Origin of the sequence: Absicoccus porci (assembly GCF_003725415.1) — a bacterium.
Classification (GTDB): domain Bacteria; phylum Bacillota_I; class Bacilli_A; order Erysipelotrichales; family Erysipelotrichaceae; genus Absicoccus; species Absicoccus porci.
The window spans coordinates 18,332-37,146 of the sequence record NZ_RJQC01000006.1; the positions used below are offsets into that span (position 1 = coordinate 18,332).

The following is an 18,815-nucleotide window of genomic DNA, read 5'->3' on the forward strand; positions in this document are numbered from 1 at the left end:
ATGGCTAAAATGAGAATATCACCGGAATTGAAAAAACTGATCGAAAAATACCGCTGCGTAAAAGATACGGAAGGAATGTCTCCTGCTAAGGTATATAAGCTGGTGGGAGAAAATGAAAACCTATATTTAAAAATGACGGACAGCCGGTATAAAGGGACCACCTATGATGTGGAACGGGAAAAGGACATGATGCTATGGCTGGAAGGAAAGCTGCCTGTTCCAAAGGTCCTGCACTTTGAACGGCATGATGGCTGGAGCAATCTGCTCATGAGTGAGGCCGATGGCGTCCTTTGCTCGGAAGAGTATGAAGATGAACAAAGCCCTGAAAAGATTATCGAGCTGTATGCGGAGTGCATCAGGCTCTTTCACTCCATCGACATATCGGATTGTCCCTATACGAATAGCTTAGACAGCCGCTTAGCCGAATTGGATTACTTACTGAATAACGATCTGGCCGATGTGGATTGCGAAAACTGGGAAGAAGACACTCCATTTAAAGATCCGCGCGAGCTGTATGATTTTTTAAAGACGGAAAAGCCCGAAGAGGAACTTGTCTTTTCCCACGGCGACCTGGGAGACAGCAACATCTTTGTGAAAGATGGCAAAGTAAGTGGCTTTATTGATCTTGGGAGAAGCGGCAGGGCGGACAAGTGGTATGACATTGCCTTCTGCGTCCGATCGATCAGGGAGGATATCGGGGAAGAACAGTATGTCGAGCTATTTTTTGACTTACTGGGGATCAAGCCTGATTGGGAGAAAATAAAATATTATATTTTACTGGATGAATTGTTTTAGTACCTAGATTTAGATGTCTAAAAAGCTTTAACTACAAGCTTTTTAGACATCTAATCTTTTCTGAAGTACATCCGCAACTGTCCATACTCTGATGTTTTATATCTTTTCTAAAAGTTCGCTAGTCATAATTCTCTTCAGTATAATGTTGACCGTTTTGCGAACGTGAGAAATGATGGTAAAATATGCTTTGCTCATAACGGACAGATTGGTGGGTTTAAAAGCCAAAGTGTTATAGATAAGGTTTCACAATATGGTTGTGGGCTTCAAATTGTAAATACTAAAATAAAAATCGGCGAGCTTGATTGTAATAGCCTTTTATATCTTGATGCACCTGATGTTGCAAATTATATGTACAATTTGATTGAGTATGCACTCTTAAGAGAAGAAGTTAGAACAGACAGTAGAAATTAAAACAACCCTCCCGGCTAATCATGGTCGAGAGGGTTTCGTGTATCTTGGGGGCCTTATCCTTCAATATCAATTGTAAGTCCGGACTTGAGCTCCACTGTGAAGTGGTCCTCGAATACGGTAATCTGTTTGAGCCAGCGTTTTACCAAGGCTTCGTCGAACTCGGTGAGGGTGGCATCTTGGTCTTTGATGTAATCCTGCAATTCATTGATGCGTCCAATCTGTGCATCTCTGGCAGCAGTATCGACGGTGTTTTGCTGACGCTGTTCACGGAGCTTGAAAATTTCATCGGCAATCTCATCGTAGGCTTCCTTGTTATTGGCCTTTTTGAGCAGTTCCTTCTGAAGCTCCTGCAAGCGTTCGTCAATGCCATCAGCGGTTGTTTGCTGCGCTTCCCGGATGACCTTGGCGATGTTTTGCTGCAGCTGTGCTTGGTACGTAGACTTATCTCCAAGGAGCTTGTTTATCGCCTGAACTACTACATCTTCTAATATCGTCTCATTGACGGTTCTGGCATGGCATTCAAGGCCGGGTTCCAGTCTGCTGATGCAGCGCCAGACGATAGATTTGCAGCCTCGGTTGTTCCAGTGAATTCTGCGGAACATCTCACCGCAGTCTCCGCAAACTACAATCTGAGCGAAGCAGTGGTTGCAGCTGTAGGAGCGCTTCTTGCCATTGGCACTGGTTTTGACAACGCGCCTGCGTACCAGTTCCTCCTGTACCTGCAGGTAGATGTCCTTTGGAATGATGGCTTCGTGGTTTCCTTCAACGTAGTATTGCGGAACGATGCCATTGTTCTTGACTCTGGTTTTGTTTAAGAAGTCTGTGGTGTAGGTCTTTTGTAGAAGGGCATCACCGATGTATTTCTCATTGGTGAGGATTTTCTTTACTGTGCTGGCCCACCACTTGGTTTTGCCTGCACCAGTCAGAATACCATCTTTTTCAAGTCCGGCAGCAATTTTATCCATTGAGGAGCCTTCAAGGTACTCTCGGTAGATGCGCTTTACAACTTCAGCCTGTTCCGGGTCGATGATAAGGTTCCCATCAGCGTCTTTGGTATATCCCAGAAAGTGATTGTGATTGACCTGCACTTGGCCATTTTGGTAGCGGAACTGAAGTCCCAACTTTACGTTCTGGCTAAGGGATTGTGATTCCTGTTGGGCCAGCGATGCCATAATTGTAATCAGGACCTCGCCCTTGGCATCCATTGTGTTGATGGCTTCCTTTTCGAAGAATACCGGGATGTTCTTTTCTTTAAGCTGCCGGATGTATTTCAGGCAGTCCAGTGTATTTCTGGCAAATCGGCTGATGGACTTTGTAATAATCATATCGATGTTTCCAGCTTCACATTCCTCAATCATGCGGTTGAATTCATCACGGTTCTTGGTGTTAGTGCCGGAGATACCATCATCCGCATAAATGCCCGCAAATTCCCATTCCGGGTTCTTTTGAATAAATTCTGTGTAGTGCTCAACCTGAGCTTCATAACTTGTAGCCTGCTCATCGCTGTCGGTACTAACGCGACAGTATGCTGCGACTCTAAGCTTTGGCTTTTCATTATCCCGCATTCTGGCAGTGTTTCCGACTTGCCTTTTTGCAGGAATAACCATAACATTTCCCATCAAATAACCTCGCTTTCTATCAGACTGTACAAGTATTCTGCTTGCCTGATTTCATTGTCATAGTTTTGCGTAATGTCACCTAAGCGAAATGCAGTAGGTGGCTTTTTGGTGATTGGTGCTTGGTACTTATCATCGCGTCCAAGGTGAGCGGAGCGTTTGGCAATTTCAGCTTCTGCTGCATCGAATGTTTCTTTATTGATGATGGCAGGATAGAAGTCATCGCCAAGATAGTGCTTGTTGCGCATGATTCGTTTTGCACCGGCGTGGAAGAGGTCAAGGCCAGCTTCCTTTGCTGCATTGGTAAGTGAGAGCCCATTTAAATAATTCTTGTAAATGGCTCGTACCTGTGCAGCAGCTTCCTCGTCAATGACCGCCTTGCCATCCACGATTTTGTATCCGAGTGGTGTATGTCCCATTAAATCATCTCCTTCAGCGTCAGACCGCATTTCATCACAAAGCCGATTTCATTTCTGGAATAGACTTCAATGTGGTCGACGAATATTTCAAATAAGTTCTCATCGTATTCCTTCAGCATATCTTCGTGCTCACAGAAGTGAAGCAAGCGTTCTGTCTCATAAATCCTTGTGCTGGAGCCGGACATAAATTGATTAAGGACTTCAATATCCTGACGGTAGCCATCGGCCTGAGATAGCAGTGCATTGTTTTCCTGCGTGTAAAGAATCTGGTCAATATAGCCTTGTCCCATCAGCTTATGCAAGGTTTCTCGTTGCTCGGCATTCTGTTCCAGTAAGCTTTCCAGCTGCTGGATACGGAGAATGTTGGCGTCGTTTGAATTGTGCTTGCTGGCTTGAAGATAAGGTTTCAACACGAGGTTGTGACCGTAGATTAGCTTATTAAGAACTGTGGCAAAGGCGACCTTGATATCCTCATCTCTGATGAAGAGCATGGAACATTTATTTGTATCTTCTATGTGGGTATTGCAGCACCAAGCAGCGTATTTACCATAGGTGCTTGAGTGGATTCTTCTGCGAAAGGTATTCCCACACTCGTGGCAGATAATCTTTCCAGAAAATGCGTAGCGCTGTTGGTATTTGGGATTTCCCTTATCAATACCTTTTTCTGCAGCACGCTGTTCAATCAGGGCGGCAGCTGCTTCAAAGTCCTCATGGCTAATAATTGCTTCATGGTGGTTGGCCATATAATACTGGTCCAGAACACCATCATTGGTATGGCGATTAAAGTTGTCGTCGGTGTAGGTCTTTTGGAAGATGCAATCTCCAGTGTATTTCTCGTTTGCGATAATGCCTCGGATGGTTGCCGGAGACCAGTGATTGCCTTTGCGTGCCGGGATATGCTCAGCATTAAGTTCTTTTGCGATAGCGTCAGTACCTTTGCCACCAAGCAAGGACGAAAAGATGCGCTTCACAACCTTGGCTTCTTCCGGGATGATTTCTAGAATTCCATCGGTGACACTGTAGCCATAAGGAACACATCCTAGCTTGTAGGTTCCGTTTTCAAATCGCTTCTTGATGGACCATTTATTGTTTTCAGCAATGGATGCTGATTCTCCCTCAGCCATTGAGCTTAAGATGGAAAGGAATAATTCACTCTCCATTGAGCCGGTGTTGATATTTTCCTTTTCGAAGAATACGGGAATGTTCAGGTTTAGAAGCGTTCTAACAAGCTCCAAACAATCTGTAGTATTTCTGGAAAAGCGGCTGATGGATTTGGTAATCACGAAGTCAATTTTCTTTGCCTTACAGTCTGCAATCATCTGCATGAGCATTGGTCGTTTATCTGCCTTGGTACCGGTGATGCCTTCATCAAAGTAAAGGCCGGCAAACTCCCAATCTTCACGAGATTGAATGTAGCTTTCATAGTGGCTTTTCTGTGTTTCCAAGCTTTCCAGCTGGGCATCAGATGCGGTCGATACTCGGCAGTAGGCTGCAACGCGTATCTTCTTTTTGACAGCTTTTGAAGGATGGTTATTTTCAATTTTTGTGACCTTCTTCATGGTAGTTCACCTCCTTTGTCAGTGTATATACATCACTCTAAACACTGTAATTATCAAGTAATTTTGGGCATAATCTCGGCCAAGAATGGGGAGAATGTGTCGCGGTTTATCTGCGTTAATTTGTTGAATTCCGACAAGGAAATAAGTCCATCAGAGAGCATCTTTTCTGCCACTTTCTGTGCCATGAAGTAATCATAATCCTGCTGAATATCTTTATTCGTGATAGGCTTTGGCGAAGCCTTTAGATGTTCTGCAATATCCGTCATTTGCAATACGGTTTTTGTTTCTGCCTGCATAAGGGCACCTCCAGTTCTAAAAAGTTCTTCACTTTCCACTGGAGATGAGGAGCCATTTTGAGCGGATAAATTTTTTAAATGACAAGGTGTATCAAGGTGTATATATAAACTTTCCTATAGGCAATAAAAATATAGATATATAAAAGTTAGGAAAATACCATTGATACACCTTGCAGGCAAAAAGAAAAAGGGCCTACAAGGACGTAAATCCTCATAGACCCTGATGGTTATCCAAGTAATGCATTGACTCTTGCCTGTACGGCCTCGTAATCATATCCGGCAGCAGTAAGGCGGTCCTTTCTGTCGGCACCATTGCCCCAGTCACCACGGATGACCTCACGCGCGATTTCATCAATGGATTTCTTTGTCGGAGCAGAAGATGCAGCAGTTCCTGACTTGGTTGTGACGAATGCATCAAAACTAGCACTCTTAAGTTTTGCCATCATGCTATCGGCATTGGCTTTCTGGCGGTATGCACCGACCTGTATCTTATACATTCCATCAACCTGAACCATATAAGTATCAAAGCCTGCTGCCTTCACGCGATTAAGCTGTGCTTCGGCATTGGCCTTATTCTTATAAGCACCGACCTGCACACGGTAAAGATTGTCTGCAGTAGGAGAAGTGCTGCCACCAAGATTTGCAGTAACCTTTGTAGCCAAGTCTCCAAGACGAGCATAGAGCCAGTTTCCGGGACAGGATTTATTGGAAAACCATCTGTGCACGGTGATAATCATTTCATCTGCAGCAGGATTGTAATTTAAGGACTTGTCCTTATCAGCAAACCATAAGAGTTTCTTCTTGCCATAACGCTTGCAGATGTCAGTGCAAAGATTGATGAGTGAAGCATAGACTTTGTCATTCATTGCGTATGGTTCTGTTGTATCAGATGCGCATTCGATGGTGATAGCACGCTGGTCGTTAGCATTAGAAGAAGAGCACCAAGAACGGTTCTTTTCCTCGACGCAAAGAGAGATGCGTCCATCCGTGCCAATACCATAATTGCAGCTGGCTTCCCTTGATGGGCTGGTAAAGCAGCCACAGATGCTTTCGCAGGAAAGCTGACCTACAACGCAGTGTGGCGTAATACGGTCAATGCTGTGCGTTCTCTGCCCGGAATGGTTTGGGCTAAGCTGTGTGTAAGAGATTAAAGAGCTGTTTGTATATCCCATATTTATTCATCCTCACTTTCTGAGCGGTCATGTAACTGCTCTAATACGATTTTGATTTTCTCCGGAACTGGTAGTCCGAGATGTGCTGCATTTTCCAAAAGGGATACACCTTCATTGGAAATGTAGAAGAAGATGACAGCGGTACGAAGAATGCTTCCGGTACCGATAACCTGTACATCCAGAATGTTGGCAATACCCACCAGTAAGAAGATGAGTACCTTGCGGCAGATGCCTTTGAATCCGACTTCGCTGGATAAGGTGTGGTCGGCAATGGCACACATGACACCTGTGATGTAGTCGATAACGACAAAGGCTAAGAGCGCATAAAGCAGGCCATCACAGCCGCCTAAGAAGTAGCCGAGCCAGCCTCCGATGCCAGCAAATAGAACTTGAATTGTGTTCCAAAATTCCTTCATGATAAATTCCTCCGTTTCTAAAAATTTGTATGAAAAAAGCACCTCCGAAGAGATGCTTGATTCCAAATTGATTTATGCGGTACGTTTCCACATGTATACAACAAGGTAAGGTGGCATGTTGTTATGAGCAGAACCACTACCTTTCGCAGAAGTTAAATATGCCCATTCATTTCCTTCTGCAGTGTTTGTTTGGTTTATCCACCACATTTCCATAGTGGATGTTTGGCCGGTATCTTTAAGAGCTTGGCTAGCAGTAACGCCTTTACCAAATACACCAATAAAGTCAGATTTCATTTCACCGTTATTTGTCATGTTGTTAAAAAATGGCGTATCGTGTGCATGGCTGGGCATTTCAGCAACCGATAATTTATGAGTTGCTGCACCACCAGTTGCTCCTGACGAGTATGTTGAACCAGCACCCAATAAAAATCTGTCTTTTAATTGTGTCCACGAACCGCCGAACAACGTGGCTGGGCTAGTCGAATTCACGCTTAGATAGATGCTGCCAATAGGATAGATATAATCGATTAGCTTCTTTCCATGTACTTCAAGTTCCCATGAATCCGCTATTTCAAGAGTTTTGTCTTTTTCTGACACTTTACCAATTGCGATACCTTTTCCCCCAGCTTTAAAGTCCATCAAAACTGAGGCGGTTGAAACCATATCGATAATAGTGACAGTAGTGAAGGCATCAGTGATGGTATATTTGACATCATAGGAGCTTTCTGTTGAAATTGCGCCGCCACCAAAAGTGAATGCTGTTCCAGAAGAAAAGCTCTTATTGGCATTAGTCCATGAAGTTGCTGAGGATTTTTTGTAGTACGTTGCACAGGTTATCGTATTTTTACTACTGCATGTAGCGTAGCTAAATGAGATAAGTCCTCGGATATACGTGCCATCATCATTTATGACACCGGCGCTGGTTGCTCTTTGTGATATATAACTTGAAAAGGATGGTGCAGAATATGCAACAACACTTATGCTGACGGTTTTTGCATCGGATACTCGTCCTCTGGAATCTGTAACTTTCGCAGTAAAAGTGATTGTTCCAGAAGCTGCAAGTAAACCCGTTGTAAAGCTGGACGCAGTACTTGAATATCCGCCACCGCTGATTGAGTAGGAAGATATCGTTGAACCATATGCACCAGCTGCACCATTAATAGTTACGGTTGCTTTTGATTTGTTTTGAACATAGATGGCCCATGCTGTCGGAACATCACCATCAACACGTGTAGCAGTAACACTTGTCATCGTGGGCTTTACCGAAGCTGGTACTGTCAAGGTTAGAGTGCATGTCTTGGAGCCAATCTTAGTAGAACCATTGTATGTATCACAGGTGATAGTGCAGGTTCCTGATACTGCATTTGGAATCTGATTTGCAAGTGTAAGAGCAGGCGTCCACGAAACGGATGTTGACGTTGTCTTTGAAACGATAGTTCCTGTGGTGCTTCCAAAGGAATATGTCAAAGTATGTGTAAATGACGACGATGCCCTTGTAATAGTAATCGTTGAGGCAGAGTTTAAATTTGTATTGGTAGCAGATACGGTTGATGCTCTTGGAATCGTATCAAGGGTATGTGTACCACTGGCAGTAACGCTGACTGCGTAAGTGTAAACACCTGCTTCAATACTCAAACTAAAAGACTTTGTTCCGTCTGCGTTATGTGTGATTTTAGTTGTACCTGATGCTACAGACGTACCATTGTATAACTGTATTCTTGTATCTGTTGAAGTTGAATAAACGGTTGTTCCGTTAATGACAGCCTTAAAGCCACCAGTCATAACCCAGCCGCTGGCAGAACCTGCACCAGTAATAGACCAAGATAATGTAGACTGATTGTTTTCTACACTTTGACTTGATAATGACCAAGATAATTTCACGGAACGACCGTGACTTTCATTTGTTGTTATGCTTCCGCTTTTAGCCATGAATCATTCCTCCCATTCCTCCTTAAGATGCAGGGTCTCGCCATTTGATGGAGAGATTGCCATTTGCTCTTGGAATAAAGTCAAACCAGCCTCTGGTCTCATTTCCAAGAGATAATTTGTTTCGTATTTCTGCATTGGTAATAACCAAGCTGTTATTTGAGATAAAAGCGATTTTCTGGCCGTTTTCCTTGAAGGCAAGCTCCTCATTGGATAGCTCGGCAGTGAAGGCATTTCCAACTCTGCCAAGCTCAATAAGGGCACCTTTGAAACGGATGTATTCTTCTAATAGCTGTTGGTTGTAAGCTACGTTTCCTTTTATCTCATCAGTAATAGCAGTAAAGTCCATGCGGATTTCGCTGCTGTTTTGAGTAATGCTAGACTGGAAATCTTTCTGAATGGTTTCTAACTGAGTCTTTTCAATGTAGGTATCATGAACGGTACTGGTAATTTCATCTGCAGTTTTCGCAATTTCTGAGTAGCAGTCATGCACCTGAATCTTCAGGATTTCTACATCATCTAAAGCATCCTCATAAGCCACCACGCTTTGGAAGGTGTGCTGGCATGAAGTTAATAGCGCCATTCATTACACCTCCCATCAGTTAGAAACATCACACTGTAAAGTAAGCAAGCTATCAATATCAGCTGCGGAAAGATAGATAACTTTTCCGGTCTTTGTGAATGTAACTTCCTTGCCGTCCTTATCCTGTGCGTACCAAGTGTAAGTAAGGCTTTGCTTTTCTGTGGCGTTGGCCCATGCAGAACCACTATATTTCATAAGCGTTACGGACTTAGCGCTATGGTCAATCTTGTACCAGAAATCACCGGACTTCGGACTTGAAGGTGCAGTTTCACTGATGATGCCAAGAAGGGCATCTACTTCCTGCTGGTTAGTTCTGACGATGATATATGGAACAAGACCGCCAAGATTGTTCTTAACAGTAAATCCACCGATGGAAAGCATCTCCGATACATAGGGGTCAGATTTATCTTCCACGGTGATAACATCAACATAGTTCTTGCTGGAATATGTCATCGTGCAGCGGTAAGACTGGATGTTGATAATATCTGCACCTGAGACTTCCAAGGTGGAACCAGTAGCACCGCTGATATTTGTCCATGTACCATTCACATATTTTGCCCACTGATAGGTACCAGTTGTGATAGCGGTAGTGCCGTTATATGCAGAGGTTGCCAGAGTAAGCTTTCCGGATTGATTCTGTACGATGGTTCCATTAGGTGCGTATACAGAGAAAACAACTGCTGAAGTACCATTGCTTCCTGCTTTGGATTTCGTCCAAGTAAACACCTTAGTGGCTGTCTTTCCTGAAATAGTAAATGTCAAAGTGATATTACCTGTAAGTACCGCAGTTCCACCAAGGTCAGAAGATGCTGCAACGGATAATTCAATCAAGCCTGCAGCTGTAGCAGTCGCAGCTGTATTTGTTTTAAGTGTGATACCTGTAGGAAAGGTTCCAACAGCACAAGTACAAGTTGTCTGTGTGATACCAACATATCCGGTAAACGGAATAGAGATAGTTGATGCAGCAGATGTTTTACCGGCTGATGTACAAGCGATAGACTGCGTTTCGTTTCCTAAAACAATGGAGATACCGCCGCTTCCTGCAGAACCTGTAGCACCTTTATCACCCTTGGCACCGTCATAAATCTTTGTGATGGTTACAGTATCAAATACATCAGAATCACTTGTCACAAGCTTGATTTGAGCCACATTATCTACGAATACTGCATGCGTAGGTTTAACCATCAGAGTTCCGCCGGTGATGCTCGTGTTATCAGATGTGGTAGGATAATCTGCCCAGTTTCCAGAGCTGTTCTTATACTGCCATTTGCTAATAGTCACACCCTGAACCTGCGCGGTAAGCGTGGCCTGAGAAGCACCTACTAAGGTCGAAGAGGTGTCGTACTTGAATACATAGGTATCAGCAGTTACATAAGCAAGTCTTGCGTTTGTTGCATTTTTTACCAAGGTATAAGTAATATCAGCAGAGATATTGACGGTGTTCTTTGTTTCAGAATCGTAGTAGCTGATATAGCAGATGTAAGTAATCATGCCGGAATCAGAAGCAGCTAGCTTGTTTGTATTAACTGTAAGAACACCCTTGTTGACAGATTCTCCAGATGTAAGTGATGTCTCAGCAGCAACGCCATCTTTACGCTTCCATGAGATTGTTACACCGGTAGCGGTCAAAGAGATGTTTGTCTGGTCAAGAAAGATAACCGGAGTCAATACAAGATTAGTCGTGGCCCAGCTAGGTGCATATTCATGTGGTAGTGTATTCGGGTCTTCACTCTGCGTCTTAGGAAGATTTGAAGTAATATATGCCGACAGCTTTCTTTGGTCAGTAATATCCACAAAGGTCTGCTGGCTGGATGTCAAAATTGTAGCCATGAAATAACCTCCTATAAAATGATTTCACAATAGAAGGAAGCATTATCCTGAACATCCTCTGTTGTGATTATGATTGTTTTTATGCCGCGATGAGCTTTATCCCACTCAGCATCAGCAGCCTCATCAGAGGACTTTCTATGCCATATAAAGCTTTCTGCTTCAAGGGAATCGGTGATATCTTTATCCCAAGAGAATACCTTGCAGTGCATTCGGCTTTTCTGGCCTTTATCCTTGAAAATGCTGACACCATCAACCACAAGCTCTGTGTGATACATTTTCTGTGAATTGATGGTATCGACTTTTCCGGATATAGATTCTATTTTTGAAGTTTGCCCAAGAATGTCATCTTCAAGGGCAGCGATATTTTTATTCTGTTTTGCAGAAGCAGCAGTAAGTGTTACACCGCTTGCTCCAATGGTGATGGTGTTACCAGAAGGATTTAAGTAATCTCTGGTTCGGCTGACACAAAGATAAGTACCATGAATGCCATGTGGCTTTGATATGCATTCCACATACATACGGGCACGAATATCACCAATATCAGCACCGGTATCTGATTCATCCACGATTGTTAGTTCTATGCTGGTGATGCCTTTAACCAAATCTGATAATCTGGCTTTTGCTTTTCTAAGCAGATTTCCGGGAAGCGTTACATCATCCCAGATTTCAGAAGTCCAAATCCAGCCGATTTCTTTGATTGCTTTTTCATCACAAACGTAGTTCTTTCCATCGTTGACAGAGGTGATATCGATACGTTCATCTGTTTCTGTCTCGGTTCCTTCTTCGTCAGTTTCTTTCTTTTTCGCACCAAGAGGGATAAGCGCAGTCACACGCTCGGTATGGTCTTTTGTAATTTTGACATTCAAAAGATTTTTACCGAATTCAACGGTCTGCACTGATTTGGTAGTGAAGTCTTCAAGGTAATCCAGATACTTACCATTTGTTGTGTAGCGCACCTGAAGATAACCGCCATGCGTATTTATCAGCTTGTTTTTGATGGCATCCATTGTGCAGGAATATTCGGAATTGCTGTAGGAAATATAATCGTTATCATCTTTGACCGTTACATTTCCAAGAGTGAAGCGTTTCTGTTCCTCCACATTTTTGTTATGGATAGAAATGAAGTATTCCAGCAATCCTTTGAGCGTTCCTTTATATGAAAAAGGTGGCTGGATTGTATCTTTTAGATAAGCAAGGCAGGATTCACAAGTCCAAGAATGGGTATTGTAAAAATCACTGCCATCATCTAAGGCACGGCCTTCAAATACGACATCATTACCTTTTTTGCAGACAATCACTGAGGCCATTGGTTTAATAGAAGTCAGGTAGGGATGATTAAACGGAGCGGATAGCTTAAGACTATCGATATTTTCTGCATCTTCCTGAATTTGCGCTTCTGTAATTGCTAACTTTGAAAGATTCGGATGATAAAAAAGAGAACCGTCCACATATACTTTGAATAAACTCATAGGCGGCCCTCCCTATATCTGAATGTAGTTGTTCCAGTGCTGTTTACCTTCACAGAGTTGTTTCCATAGGCAAGTTGCAGTTCAGGGATTTCCCAAGTGCCTGCGCTGATTGTTTTGGAAAAAGAATCTGTACCGATTTTCCATTCAAGGGTAGTTTCAGCAGTTGTGGTGATTGTAGGCACAACAGGCATAAAATCATTTGTTAGCGAAACGGTTTTAGTTCCGGCTACCTGAACAACGGTTTCGTCGGTGTGATAACGGTAAGCATCACCATCAGTGCAGTTAAGAGTGAGCTGTCCTTTGTTGGAAATAGGGTCATACACTGGAGAGGCTTCAATGGTTCCGATACAGTAGAGTGTTGGTTCTTCAGAACAGATTACTTGTACAAGTATTCCAGCAAAGTGATTTATTATCTCAGTCACTCTGTTATTGAAATCGCTTCGTGTTCCAAGCATTGACAAAACTATAGTAAAGGCCCTTGGCTGGAATGATACCGAGCCAAGAGCCTCTGTGAATCTGATTGGAGAATTGCGACCGGGAACAACGACGGTTTCACTCTGAGATTGTGGTGTTGGAAAGTCGATACTTTCTCTAAGCCAGCCCATCTGAAAAAGTGAGATGTTATTGATTAATATATCTGGTCTCATAGTGCAAGCCTCCTTGATAATTTCTGTTGTTTTCCAAGGCCATTATCAATTGCAGGAAGAAGGTGACCAACAAGGGTTCCATCTTCCAAGTAAATGCCCTTAGAACTGTTGTCTGCGATGATTGCAAGATATCTTTCCATGCCAGCAGTATTCATTTTGCTATCAAGCATTGCTTCAAGCTGTTTATAGAATCCGCTCAGTGGCAGGATTGCTTCTTGTCCTGCTTCACCGCCAGCCATCAGTGAGCTACCATTCATACCAAAGATAGTAGGGCGATTCATGATACCACCGTTTTTGTACCAGTCGATTGAAAGATGAGGTACGCTTGGCGGTGCGATAGAAAGAGAGCCTGTTACCTTGAAGTGCGGTAATTTGATGTGAGGTAAAGAAATCTTCATTCCGGAGAAGAAGCCCTTAATCGCATCAACAACAGATTTTACTTTGTTCTTTGCAGCTTCAATTGGTGTTGTGATAGCCGACTTGATACCGTTCCATACAGAAGTGGCAGTGGATTTGATTCCGTTAAACACAGAAGATACCGTGCTTTTTACAGAATTGAATACTGTGGATACTTTGCTCTTAATACCGTCAACGACAGTAGTGATAGCTGTTTTGATGCCATTCCATACGGTAGTAGCAACACTCTTTATAGCGTTGAATACTGTGGTGACGACGGTTTTTACTGCATTTACAACAGTTGTTACGTGCGTCTTGATTGCATTCCAAACGGTTGTGAAAACTGTTTTTATGGCGTTAAGCACTGTACCGATAACAGTAGATATCGCATTGATTGCTCCGGATACTTTTTCTTTGATAGCATCCCAGACTGCAATAATAATTTCTTTACAGTTCTCCCATATGAATCTAAATGGAAGGGTGATGATATTAAAGGATGCTTCCAGAATTGCTGCAATAAACATAATGGCGGTTTGAACCGTATTTTTGATGCCTTCCCACAGACCGGTGAAGAATTCGACGATTCCAGTCCATAGATTTACAAAGAAATCTCTGATACCAGTCCATACTTCATTCCAGCTTGTACCGAACCAACCAAGTACAACATCAGCAACATTACGAATGATATTCATATAGTTGGTAAATGTATTCTTGATAAAGTCCCATACAGAGCCGAATATTTCTTTGACACCTTCCCATACCTGAGACCAGTTACCGGTGAATATACCGATAAAGACGTTAAGTAATCCGGTGATAACACCAAGAACGCCTTCAAGGATATTTGCAATCTGTGTGAACACGCCCTCAAAAAGAGGTGCTAAGAAATTGCATAATCCTTCCCAGATGGCAGATACTACTTCGCTGAAGTTCTCGAAATCAAAGCCAAGTGCACTAAGTCTATCAGTAATACCCTGTGCGAATCCTGCAAAGATACCTTTGATACGCTCCCAGATGGCAGTAATCTTATTTCGGAATTCCTCATTGGTATTCCAAAGATGAACGAAAGCTCCAACCAAAACAGCAATAGCAGCAACGACTGCAATTACAACTGGATTGATACTCATGATTGCTGTACCGACTTTGCTCATCACTCCAGATAAACCGCCAGCCTTCGATACCAGACTTGTAATTTTCAGTCCAAACTTACTGAAGGCCTGCATCGCGACACCGACTTTTGATATCACGGTTCCTAGAATCACTAGCGCTGGCCCAAGCGCTGCAACAAATAATCCAATCTTTACAATGACTTGTTTTGTGCCATCATCCAGATTATTTAGCCAAGTTACAAATCCTTGAATCTTAGAAACGATATTTTTCACCATCGGCATCAGAGCTTCACCAATTGAGATAGCAAGACCCTCTAATGCAGATTTCAAGATTGTAAGCTGACCGGATAAATTATCAAGCTGTGTATCAGCCATCTGCTGGGCAGCACCGGCGCTGTTTGTAATGGAATTTTGTAAGCTATCCCATGTCTCACCTGTATTTGCAAGAAGGGCATTTACTGATGAGAGGTCGGTCTTGTTGAAGATGGAACTGATGATATTTGTTTTCTCCGCAGAAGTCATGCCTTCCATGCTGGTATTTAAGTCACCAAGGATATCGTTCAAAGAACGCATATTTCCCTGTGAGTCATAAACATCAACACCGAGCTGTTCCATGCAGGCAGCAGCTTTGTCAGTAGGATTCTGCAATGAAAGAATGACGTTACGAAGATGAGTACCACCTTCAGCGCCCTTGATACCATTGTTTGCAAGGATACCTAGAGCAGTATTTAATTCAGCTGTACCGCCTTTGATGGATTTTGCAGTCGCACCAATTGTAAGAATACCTTCGCCTAACTGTGATACAGAGGTGTTGGTGCTAGATGCAGTTTTAGCCATCTGGTCAACCATTGTATCTGCCTCAGATGTTTCCATTCCAAGAGCAGACATGGCATCAGTGACCATATCCGATGCGGAAGCAAGGTCGATATTACCGGCAGCGGCTAAGTTAAGTACTGTTGGCAATGTATCGACCATTTCTTGCGTATCATAACCAGCAAGGGCCAGATAGTTCAGTGCTTCGGCACATTCACTTGCAGAGAAGGCCGTCTCAGAACCCATCTGCTTCGCAAGGTCAGAAAGGGCCTCCATAGTATTGACACTTTCACCATTGACATTGGACATGGAATCTTTGGTGATTCCCATTGTCGCCTGCACCTGACTCATTGAGCTTTCAAAGTCAGCAGCGGTTTTTACAGAAGCGATGCCCATGCCGGTTACTGCGGCAGATACAACAGATACCTTCTTACCAACATTTGTAATACCATTACCGACAGTTTCAAGCTTGGAACCTACATCACCAATTTTTGTAAGGGTAGCATTGGTTGTTGATGCCTGCTGTTCTAATCGTTTTAATTCAGCCTCGGTCTCGACGATTTCTCTTTGGAGAGCATCATACTGCTCCTGTGTTATTTCGCCTTTTTGTAGCTGTTCATTTGCCTGTTCAGCAGCAGTCTTAAGTGTGGCTAGCTTTTCTTTGGTTTCTCCAATTGCCTGTGTCAGTAATTTTTGCTTTTGAGAAAGCAGTTCTGTATTATGAGGGTCAAGTTTAAGCAGCTTTTCTACATCTCGTAGGGCAGATTGCGTATTCTTAATTTGACCGTTTACACCTTTTAAGGCGGTTTGTAGTTTAGTGGTATCGCCGCCAATTTCAACGGTAATACCTTTGATTCTATTTGCCATTGGCGGTTACCTCCTTTAGAATTTGTCAAAATCCTCCTGCGTTGCAAGATTGTCATAAGTAGCTCCGTCATTGCCTTTTTCCGTCCAGATATCCATCACCATACCGATGGTAAGAAGGTCAAGCTCAGCAATGGAGATACCTATTTCTACGCAGCGCAGAAGGAAGAGTGCGGTTGTCATTTCGCGATTACTGCGTTTAAGTTTTTTTTAGACTCCACGTCTGTAATCAGATTTGTACCCCAGAGTTCAAGAATTTCTGGAAGCACCTCATAGATAGAGAACATTTCAAACTGGTCAAGCCAATCATCGATATCCTCTGGAATGTTGTGGTCAGCATGATAAGCCATGATGTAGGCCACATTTTCAAATATCTCCAAGTCCTCGATGGCAAAAGAAGAACCTGCCTCGCTGTTACCTTTATAAGAGGATTCCAGTTTAGACAGGTCTTTGAAGATGTCTCTTTTGAACTTTGCACGATAGAGTCTTGGGATAGTAGCAGAAGAGCGGAAGGCGACTTCTTTATCGCCGACCTTGATAGTTTTACTAAGCATACGATTCCTCCTTAACCGGCAGTGGTAGGCTCAACAGGAATATAGACCTGCTTGTACCAATCGTTATAAGTTGCTTCGCTAGTGGAATCACCAGTTCTACTCTTAACAAGGCCATCTTCACGAGGGTCAGCAGTAAGAGAAAGCTTTTCTGTTCCCGGCTCGATAGTATCTTCCTTGGTTTCAGACTCGATAGAAGGACGAGAAGCTGTGCAGTTATAAAGAACATGACGGATGCAGCGAACATCGCCATCAAATTCAAATAACAGTGCAAATTTTTCCATCTCAGTAACCTTAGAGCTTTCGATAAGAACACCATTCTTGTCTAAGGTTTCCTTCAAGATATCTGTGCGGAACCATTCAGGAATCAATGCGATTTCAAGGTCACCGCTATAACCATTGTTTGCAGTAGAACGGAAATATACGATACCGTCTGCATAGAACGGACTGGAATCACCCTCAGCATCAAGACTGATACTTACTGCACCCGGAATAGGCTGAGGTGTAGCGTAGGTGTACTTACCGTCTTCTGTTTTTGTAAGCTTTGCAGCATGAACATTTTTAAGATTGTATTTTACTTTATTGCCCATGATTTATACCTCCATTTCAAATGTATATAGGACTTCATAGAGCTTTTCGCTCTCAATCCAGACTTCGGATTTGTTATAGAAAATGCTGTGGTTATCAAGCACAGCTTCGACGCTGTTTTCGAGTGCAGGATTTTTGCAGTCGGTATACAGCTCGATATGAAATTCATTTATCCTTACGTAGACTTTTCCATCAGCAGCAAAGTTATCACTGCCGGGAATCAGGTAGCAGATAAATGGTGGTTCAGGAGATTCACCTTCAGCAAAATGGTCGTATGCAAAAGGAAGCTCTATCTCCTGTAAAATAGCAAGAATTCTATCCATTTCTTAAGCTCCTTTCGATGGCCTGTTCAAACGATTCAATACCAGCCTGTTCTGCAGCAGCAATATGCGGTCTGGCTGCAACACGACCGCCGCCACGCTTGGCATGACCAAATTCCAACAGGTGTGCAAGCTGATATCTGTTTCTTGAATAAACAGTCACTTCCATACCGTTAGAGGATTCTTTAGTTGTCTTCACAGACCAGCTTTTGCTGTATTTGCCGCTGGCTTTTGGCGCAGTAGATTGAATCTGTTTTCTGACTTCGTTGCCGGTTTTCTTAACAGCTGCTTTCAAATCATCAGTGGCGAGGTCAGCGTATTCTTTTAGGCCATCCATGATGGCAGATGCCATCTGGTCAATGGATACTTTAGTAGCTATAATTATCGCCTCACTTTCTGACAGGATAATTTGATGCATTTGCGCTTGTAGTTCATGTGGTCAACGGCCTTGATGTCATAAAGCTCACCACCAAATTCAACACGATAATGTGTGGAATCAAGTGCTGCAGCTTTCTTGCACCAGCGGATAGTAAAGTCGATTTTAGAATCATCAACGATAGTGCCTGCATCGGTTTCCTCTTTACCAGCTTCACCACTGACTGTGGCATAGCAGGTGTAAAAGGGCACCCATTCATTTTTGTGGTTCCCGATAGCATCTGTGGTTACTACATTCTTTGAAATCGTAATTCGAACATTCAATAAACCAATATCCATCAGAAGACCTCCTTACGTGAACCAAACAAAAGTGAACGAAGCGTAATGGTCAAAGCATGGTGGTCAGCTTCTTCTCGGTGCTCATATAGATATGCAACGCTGTACATGATGGCAGGCTTTGCATTCTCAATATCGAAAAGAAGTGATTCATCATCCACTCTGAGAATATCCATACAGATGCGCTTAGCAGAAGCTATAAGCGTTTCGATTAAGCTATCATCATCTTCATAATCCACGCGCAGATAATTCTTCATTTCTTCCAGTGTTACAAGCATTGCTCATCGCCTCCAATCATGAAATCAGCGATGCCACTCTAAATGAATG

At 43.0% G+C, this 18,815-nt stretch carries 21 protein-coding genes; 2 read left to right on the top strand and 19 right to left on the bottom strand.

The annotated features are described in order from the left end of the window. Complete coding sequence (aph(3')-IIIa, locus tag EDX97_RS11300) at positions 1-795, top strand: aminoglycoside O-phosphotransferase APH(3')-IIIa (RefSeq protein ID WP_001096887.1); 795 nt, start codon at positions 1-3, stop codon at positions 793-795. Positions 796-957: 162 nt separating this feature from the next. Then, positions 958-1,206: a hypothetical protein gene (locus EDX97_RS11780; protein ID WP_128521260.1), complete on the top strand. Its 249-nt coding sequence runs from the start codon at positions 958-960 to the stop codon at positions 1,204-1,206. A gap of 53 nt (positions 1,207-1,259) precedes the next feature. Here EDX97_RS11780 and EDX97_RS11310 read toward each other — a convergent pair whose 3' ends face one another. From EDX97_RS11310 to EDX97_RS11395, 19 genes are all read right to left on the bottom strand, one after another. Beyond that, complete coding sequence (locus EDX97_RS11310) at positions 1,260-2,825, bottom strand: recombinase family protein (RefSeq protein ID WP_128521261.1); 1,566 nt, start codon at positions 2,823-2,825, stop codon at positions 1,260-1,262. Beyond that, positions 2,825-3,241, bottom strand: coding sequence for a serine integrase family protein (locus EDX97_RS11315; protein WP_128521262.1), 417 nt, complete (start codon positions 3,239-3,241; stop codon positions 2,825-2,827). The genes EDX97_RS11310 and EDX97_RS11315 overlap by 1 nt, the downstream gene beginning before the upstream one ends. Further along, on the bottom strand, positions 3,241-4,800 hold the full coding sequence (locus EDX97_RS11320; RefSeq protein WP_128521263.1) for a recombinase family protein: 1,560 nt from the start codon (positions 4,798-4,800) through the stop codon (positions 3,241-3,243). Before EDX97_RS11320 ends, EDX97_RS11315 begins: the two co-directional genes overlap by 1 nt. 53 nt (positions 4,801-4,853) lie before the next feature. After that, positions 4,854-5,096 carry an SHOCT domain-containing protein gene (locus EDX97_RS11325; protein WP_245978066.1) on the bottom strand — a complete coding sequence of 81 codons (243 nt, stop codon included), beginning with the start codon at positions 5,094-5,096 and terminating at the stop codon, positions 4,854-4,856. A gap of 227 nt (positions 5,097-5,323) precedes the next feature. Continuing rightward, positions 5,324-6,268: an SPOR domain-containing protein gene (locus tag EDX97_RS11330; RefSeq protein WP_128521264.1), complete on the bottom strand. Its 945-nt coding sequence runs from the start codon at positions 6,266-6,268 to the stop codon at positions 5,324-5,326. 2 nt (positions 6,269-6,270) lie between these two features. After that, positions 6,271-6,684 carry a phage holin family protein gene (locus EDX97_RS11335; protein WP_128521265.1) on the bottom strand — a complete coding sequence of 138 codons (414 nt, stop codon included), beginning with the start codon at positions 6,682-6,684 and terminating at the stop codon, positions 6,271-6,273. A 72-nt stretch (positions 6,685-6,756) separates the two neighbouring features. Then, entirely contained in the window at positions 6,757-8,613 is a 1,857-nt protein-coding gene (locus EDX97_RS11340) for a DUF859 family phage minor structural protein (protein ID WP_128521266.1), read from the bottom strand. A 22-nt stretch (positions 8,614-8,635) separates the two neighbouring features. Continuing rightward, the gene (locus EDX97_RS11345) at positions 8,636-9,193 is read right to left on the bottom strand and encodes a hypothetical protein (protein ID WP_008978756.1); all 558 of its coding nucleotides are present in this window, start codon (positions 9,191-9,193) and stop codon (positions 8,636-8,638) included. A gap of 15 nt (positions 9,194-9,208) precedes the next feature. Further along, positions 9,209-11,023, bottom strand: a complete 1,815-nt coding sequence (locus tag EDX97_RS11350; protein WP_128521267.1) for an autotransporter outer membrane beta-barrel domain-containing protein — start codon at positions 11,021-11,023, stop codon at positions 9,209-9,211. A gap of 11 nt (positions 11,024-11,034) precedes the next feature. Beyond that, the gene (locus EDX97_RS11355; RefSeq protein ID WP_128521268.1) at positions 11,035-12,492 is read right to left on the bottom strand and encodes a phage tail protein; all 1,458 of its coding nucleotides are present in this window, start codon (positions 12,490-12,492) and stop codon (positions 11,035-11,037) included. Next, positions 12,489-13,139 (bottom strand): hypothetical protein, encoded by a 651-nt coding sequence (locus tag EDX97_RS11360; protein WP_128521269.1) that lies wholly within the window; start codon positions 13,137-13,139, stop codon positions 12,489-12,491. Before EDX97_RS11360 ends, EDX97_RS11355 begins: the two co-directional genes overlap by 4 nt. Further along, positions 13,136-16,321 carry a phage tail tape measure protein gene (locus tag EDX97_RS11365; RefSeq protein WP_128521270.1) on the bottom strand — a complete coding sequence of 1,062 codons (3,186 nt, stop codon included), beginning with the start codon at positions 16,319-16,321 and terminating at the stop codon, positions 13,136-13,138. The genes EDX97_RS11360 and EDX97_RS11365 overlap by 4 nt, the downstream gene beginning before the upstream one ends. Positions 16,322-16,336: 15 nt before the next feature. After that, positions 16,337-16,501: a hypothetical protein gene (locus tag EDX97_RS11785; RefSeq protein ID WP_008978751.1), complete on the bottom strand. Its 165-nt coding sequence runs from the start codon at positions 16,499-16,501 to the stop codon at positions 16,337-16,339. Beyond that, positions 16,498-16,872, bottom strand: coding sequence for a hypothetical protein (locus EDX97_RS11370; RefSeq protein WP_128521271.1), 375 nt, complete (start codon positions 16,870-16,872; stop codon positions 16,498-16,500). The genes EDX97_RS11785 and EDX97_RS11370 overlap by 4 nt, the downstream gene beginning before the upstream one ends. Positions 16,873-16,883: 11 nt before the next feature. After that, positions 16,884-17,459 carry a major tail protein gene (locus EDX97_RS11375; protein ID WP_008978749.1) on the bottom strand — a complete coding sequence of 192 codons (576 nt, stop codon included), beginning with the start codon at positions 17,457-17,459 and terminating at the stop codon, positions 16,884-16,886. 3 nt (positions 17,460-17,462) lie between these two features. Beyond that, positions 17,463-17,780: a hypothetical protein gene (locus EDX97_RS11380; RefSeq protein WP_128521272.1), complete on the bottom strand. Its 318-nt coding sequence runs from the start codon at positions 17,778-17,780 to the stop codon at positions 17,463-17,465. Next, entirely contained in the window at positions 17,773-18,195 is a 423-nt protein-coding gene (locus EDX97_RS11385; RefSeq protein WP_245978068.1) for an HK97 gp10 family phage protein, read from the bottom strand. The genes EDX97_RS11380 and EDX97_RS11385 overlap by 8 nt, the downstream gene beginning before the upstream one ends. Continuing rightward, positions 18,159-18,491: a phage head closure protein gene (locus EDX97_RS11390; protein WP_128521273.1), complete on the bottom strand. Its 333-nt coding sequence runs from the start codon at positions 18,489-18,491 to the stop codon at positions 18,159-18,161. Before EDX97_RS11390 ends, EDX97_RS11385 begins: the two co-directional genes overlap by 37 nt. After that, positions 18,491-18,766 (bottom strand): head-tail connector protein, encoded by a 276-nt coding sequence (locus tag EDX97_RS11395; protein WP_128521274.1) that lies wholly within the window; start codon positions 18,764-18,766, stop codon positions 18,491-18,493. The genes EDX97_RS11390 and EDX97_RS11395 overlap by 1 nt, the downstream gene beginning before the upstream one ends. Between the last annotated feature and the right edge of the window lie 49 nt (positions 18,767-18,815).

Coding starts and splice junctions, on each gene's coding strand:
- EDX97_RS11310 (WP_128521261.1), bottom strand. CDS start 2,825: ATGGGAAATGTTATGGTTATTCCTGCAAAAAGGCAAGTCGGAAACACT.
- EDX97_RS11315 (WP_128521262.1), bottom strand. CDS start 3,241: ATGGGACATACACCACTCGGATACAAAATCGTGGATGGCAAGGCGGTC.
- EDX97_RS11320 (WP_128521263.1), bottom strand. CDS start 4,800: ATGAAGAAGGTCACAAAAATTGAAAATAACCATCCTTCAAAAGCTGTC.
- EDX97_RS11325 (WP_245978066.1), bottom strand. CDS start 5,096: ATGCAGGCAGAAACAAAAACCGTATTGCAAATGACGGATATTGCAGAA.
- EDX97_RS11330 (WP_128521264.1), bottom strand. CDS start 6,268: ATGGGATATACAAACAGCTCTTTAATCTCTTACACACAGCTTAGCCCA.
- EDX97_RS11335 (WP_128521265.1), bottom strand. CDS start 6,684: ATGAAGGAATTTTGGAACACAATTCAAGTTCTATTTGCTGGCATCGGA.
- EDX97_RS11340 (WP_128521266.1), bottom strand. CDS start 8,613: ATGGCTAAAAGCGGAAGCATAACAACAAATGAAAGTCACGGTCGTTCC.
- EDX97_RS11345 (WP_008978756.1), bottom strand. CDS start 9,193: ATGGCGCTATTAACTTCATGCCAGCACACCTTCCAAAGCGTGGTGGCT.
- EDX97_RS11350 (WP_128521267.1), bottom strand. CDS start 11,023: ATGGCTACAATTTTGACATCCAGCCAGCAGACCTTTGTGGATATTACT.
- EDX97_RS11355 (WP_128521268.1), bottom strand. CDS start 12,492: ATGAGTTTATTCAAAGTATATGTGGACGGTTCTCTTTTTTATCATCCG.
- EDX97_RS11360 (WP_128521269.1), bottom strand. CDS start 13,139: ATGAGACCAGATATATTAATCAATAACATCTCACTTTTTCAGATGGGC.
- EDX97_RS11365 (WP_128521270.1), bottom strand. CDS start 16,321: ATGGCAAATAGAATCAAAGGTATTACCGTTGAAATTGGCGGCGATACC.
- EDX97_RS11785 (WP_008978751.1), bottom strand. CDS start 16,501: ATGACAACCGCACTCTTCCTTCTGCGCTGCGTAGAAATAGGTATCTCC.
- EDX97_RS11370 (WP_128521271.1), bottom strand. CDS start 16,872: ATGCTTAGTAAAACTATCAAGGTCGGCGATAAAGAAGTCGCCTTCCGC.
- EDX97_RS11375 (WP_008978749.1), bottom strand. CDS start 17,459: ATGGGCAATAAAGTAAAATACAATCTTAAAAATGTTCATGCTGCAAAG.
- EDX97_RS11380 (WP_128521272.1), bottom strand. CDS start 17,780: ATGGATAGAATTCTTGCTATTTTACAGGAGATAGAGCTTCCTTTTGCA.
- EDX97_RS11385 (WP_245978068.1), bottom strand. CDS start 18,195: ATGCATCAAATTATCCTGTCAGAAAGTGAGGCGATAATTATAGCTACT.
- EDX97_RS11390 (WP_128521273.1), bottom strand. CDS start 18,491: ATGGATATTGGTTTATTGAATGTTCGAATTACGATTTCAAAGAATGTA.
- EDX97_RS11395 (WP_128521274.1), bottom strand. CDS start 18,766: ATGCTTGTAACACTGGAAGAAATGAAGAATTATCTGCGCGTGGATTAT.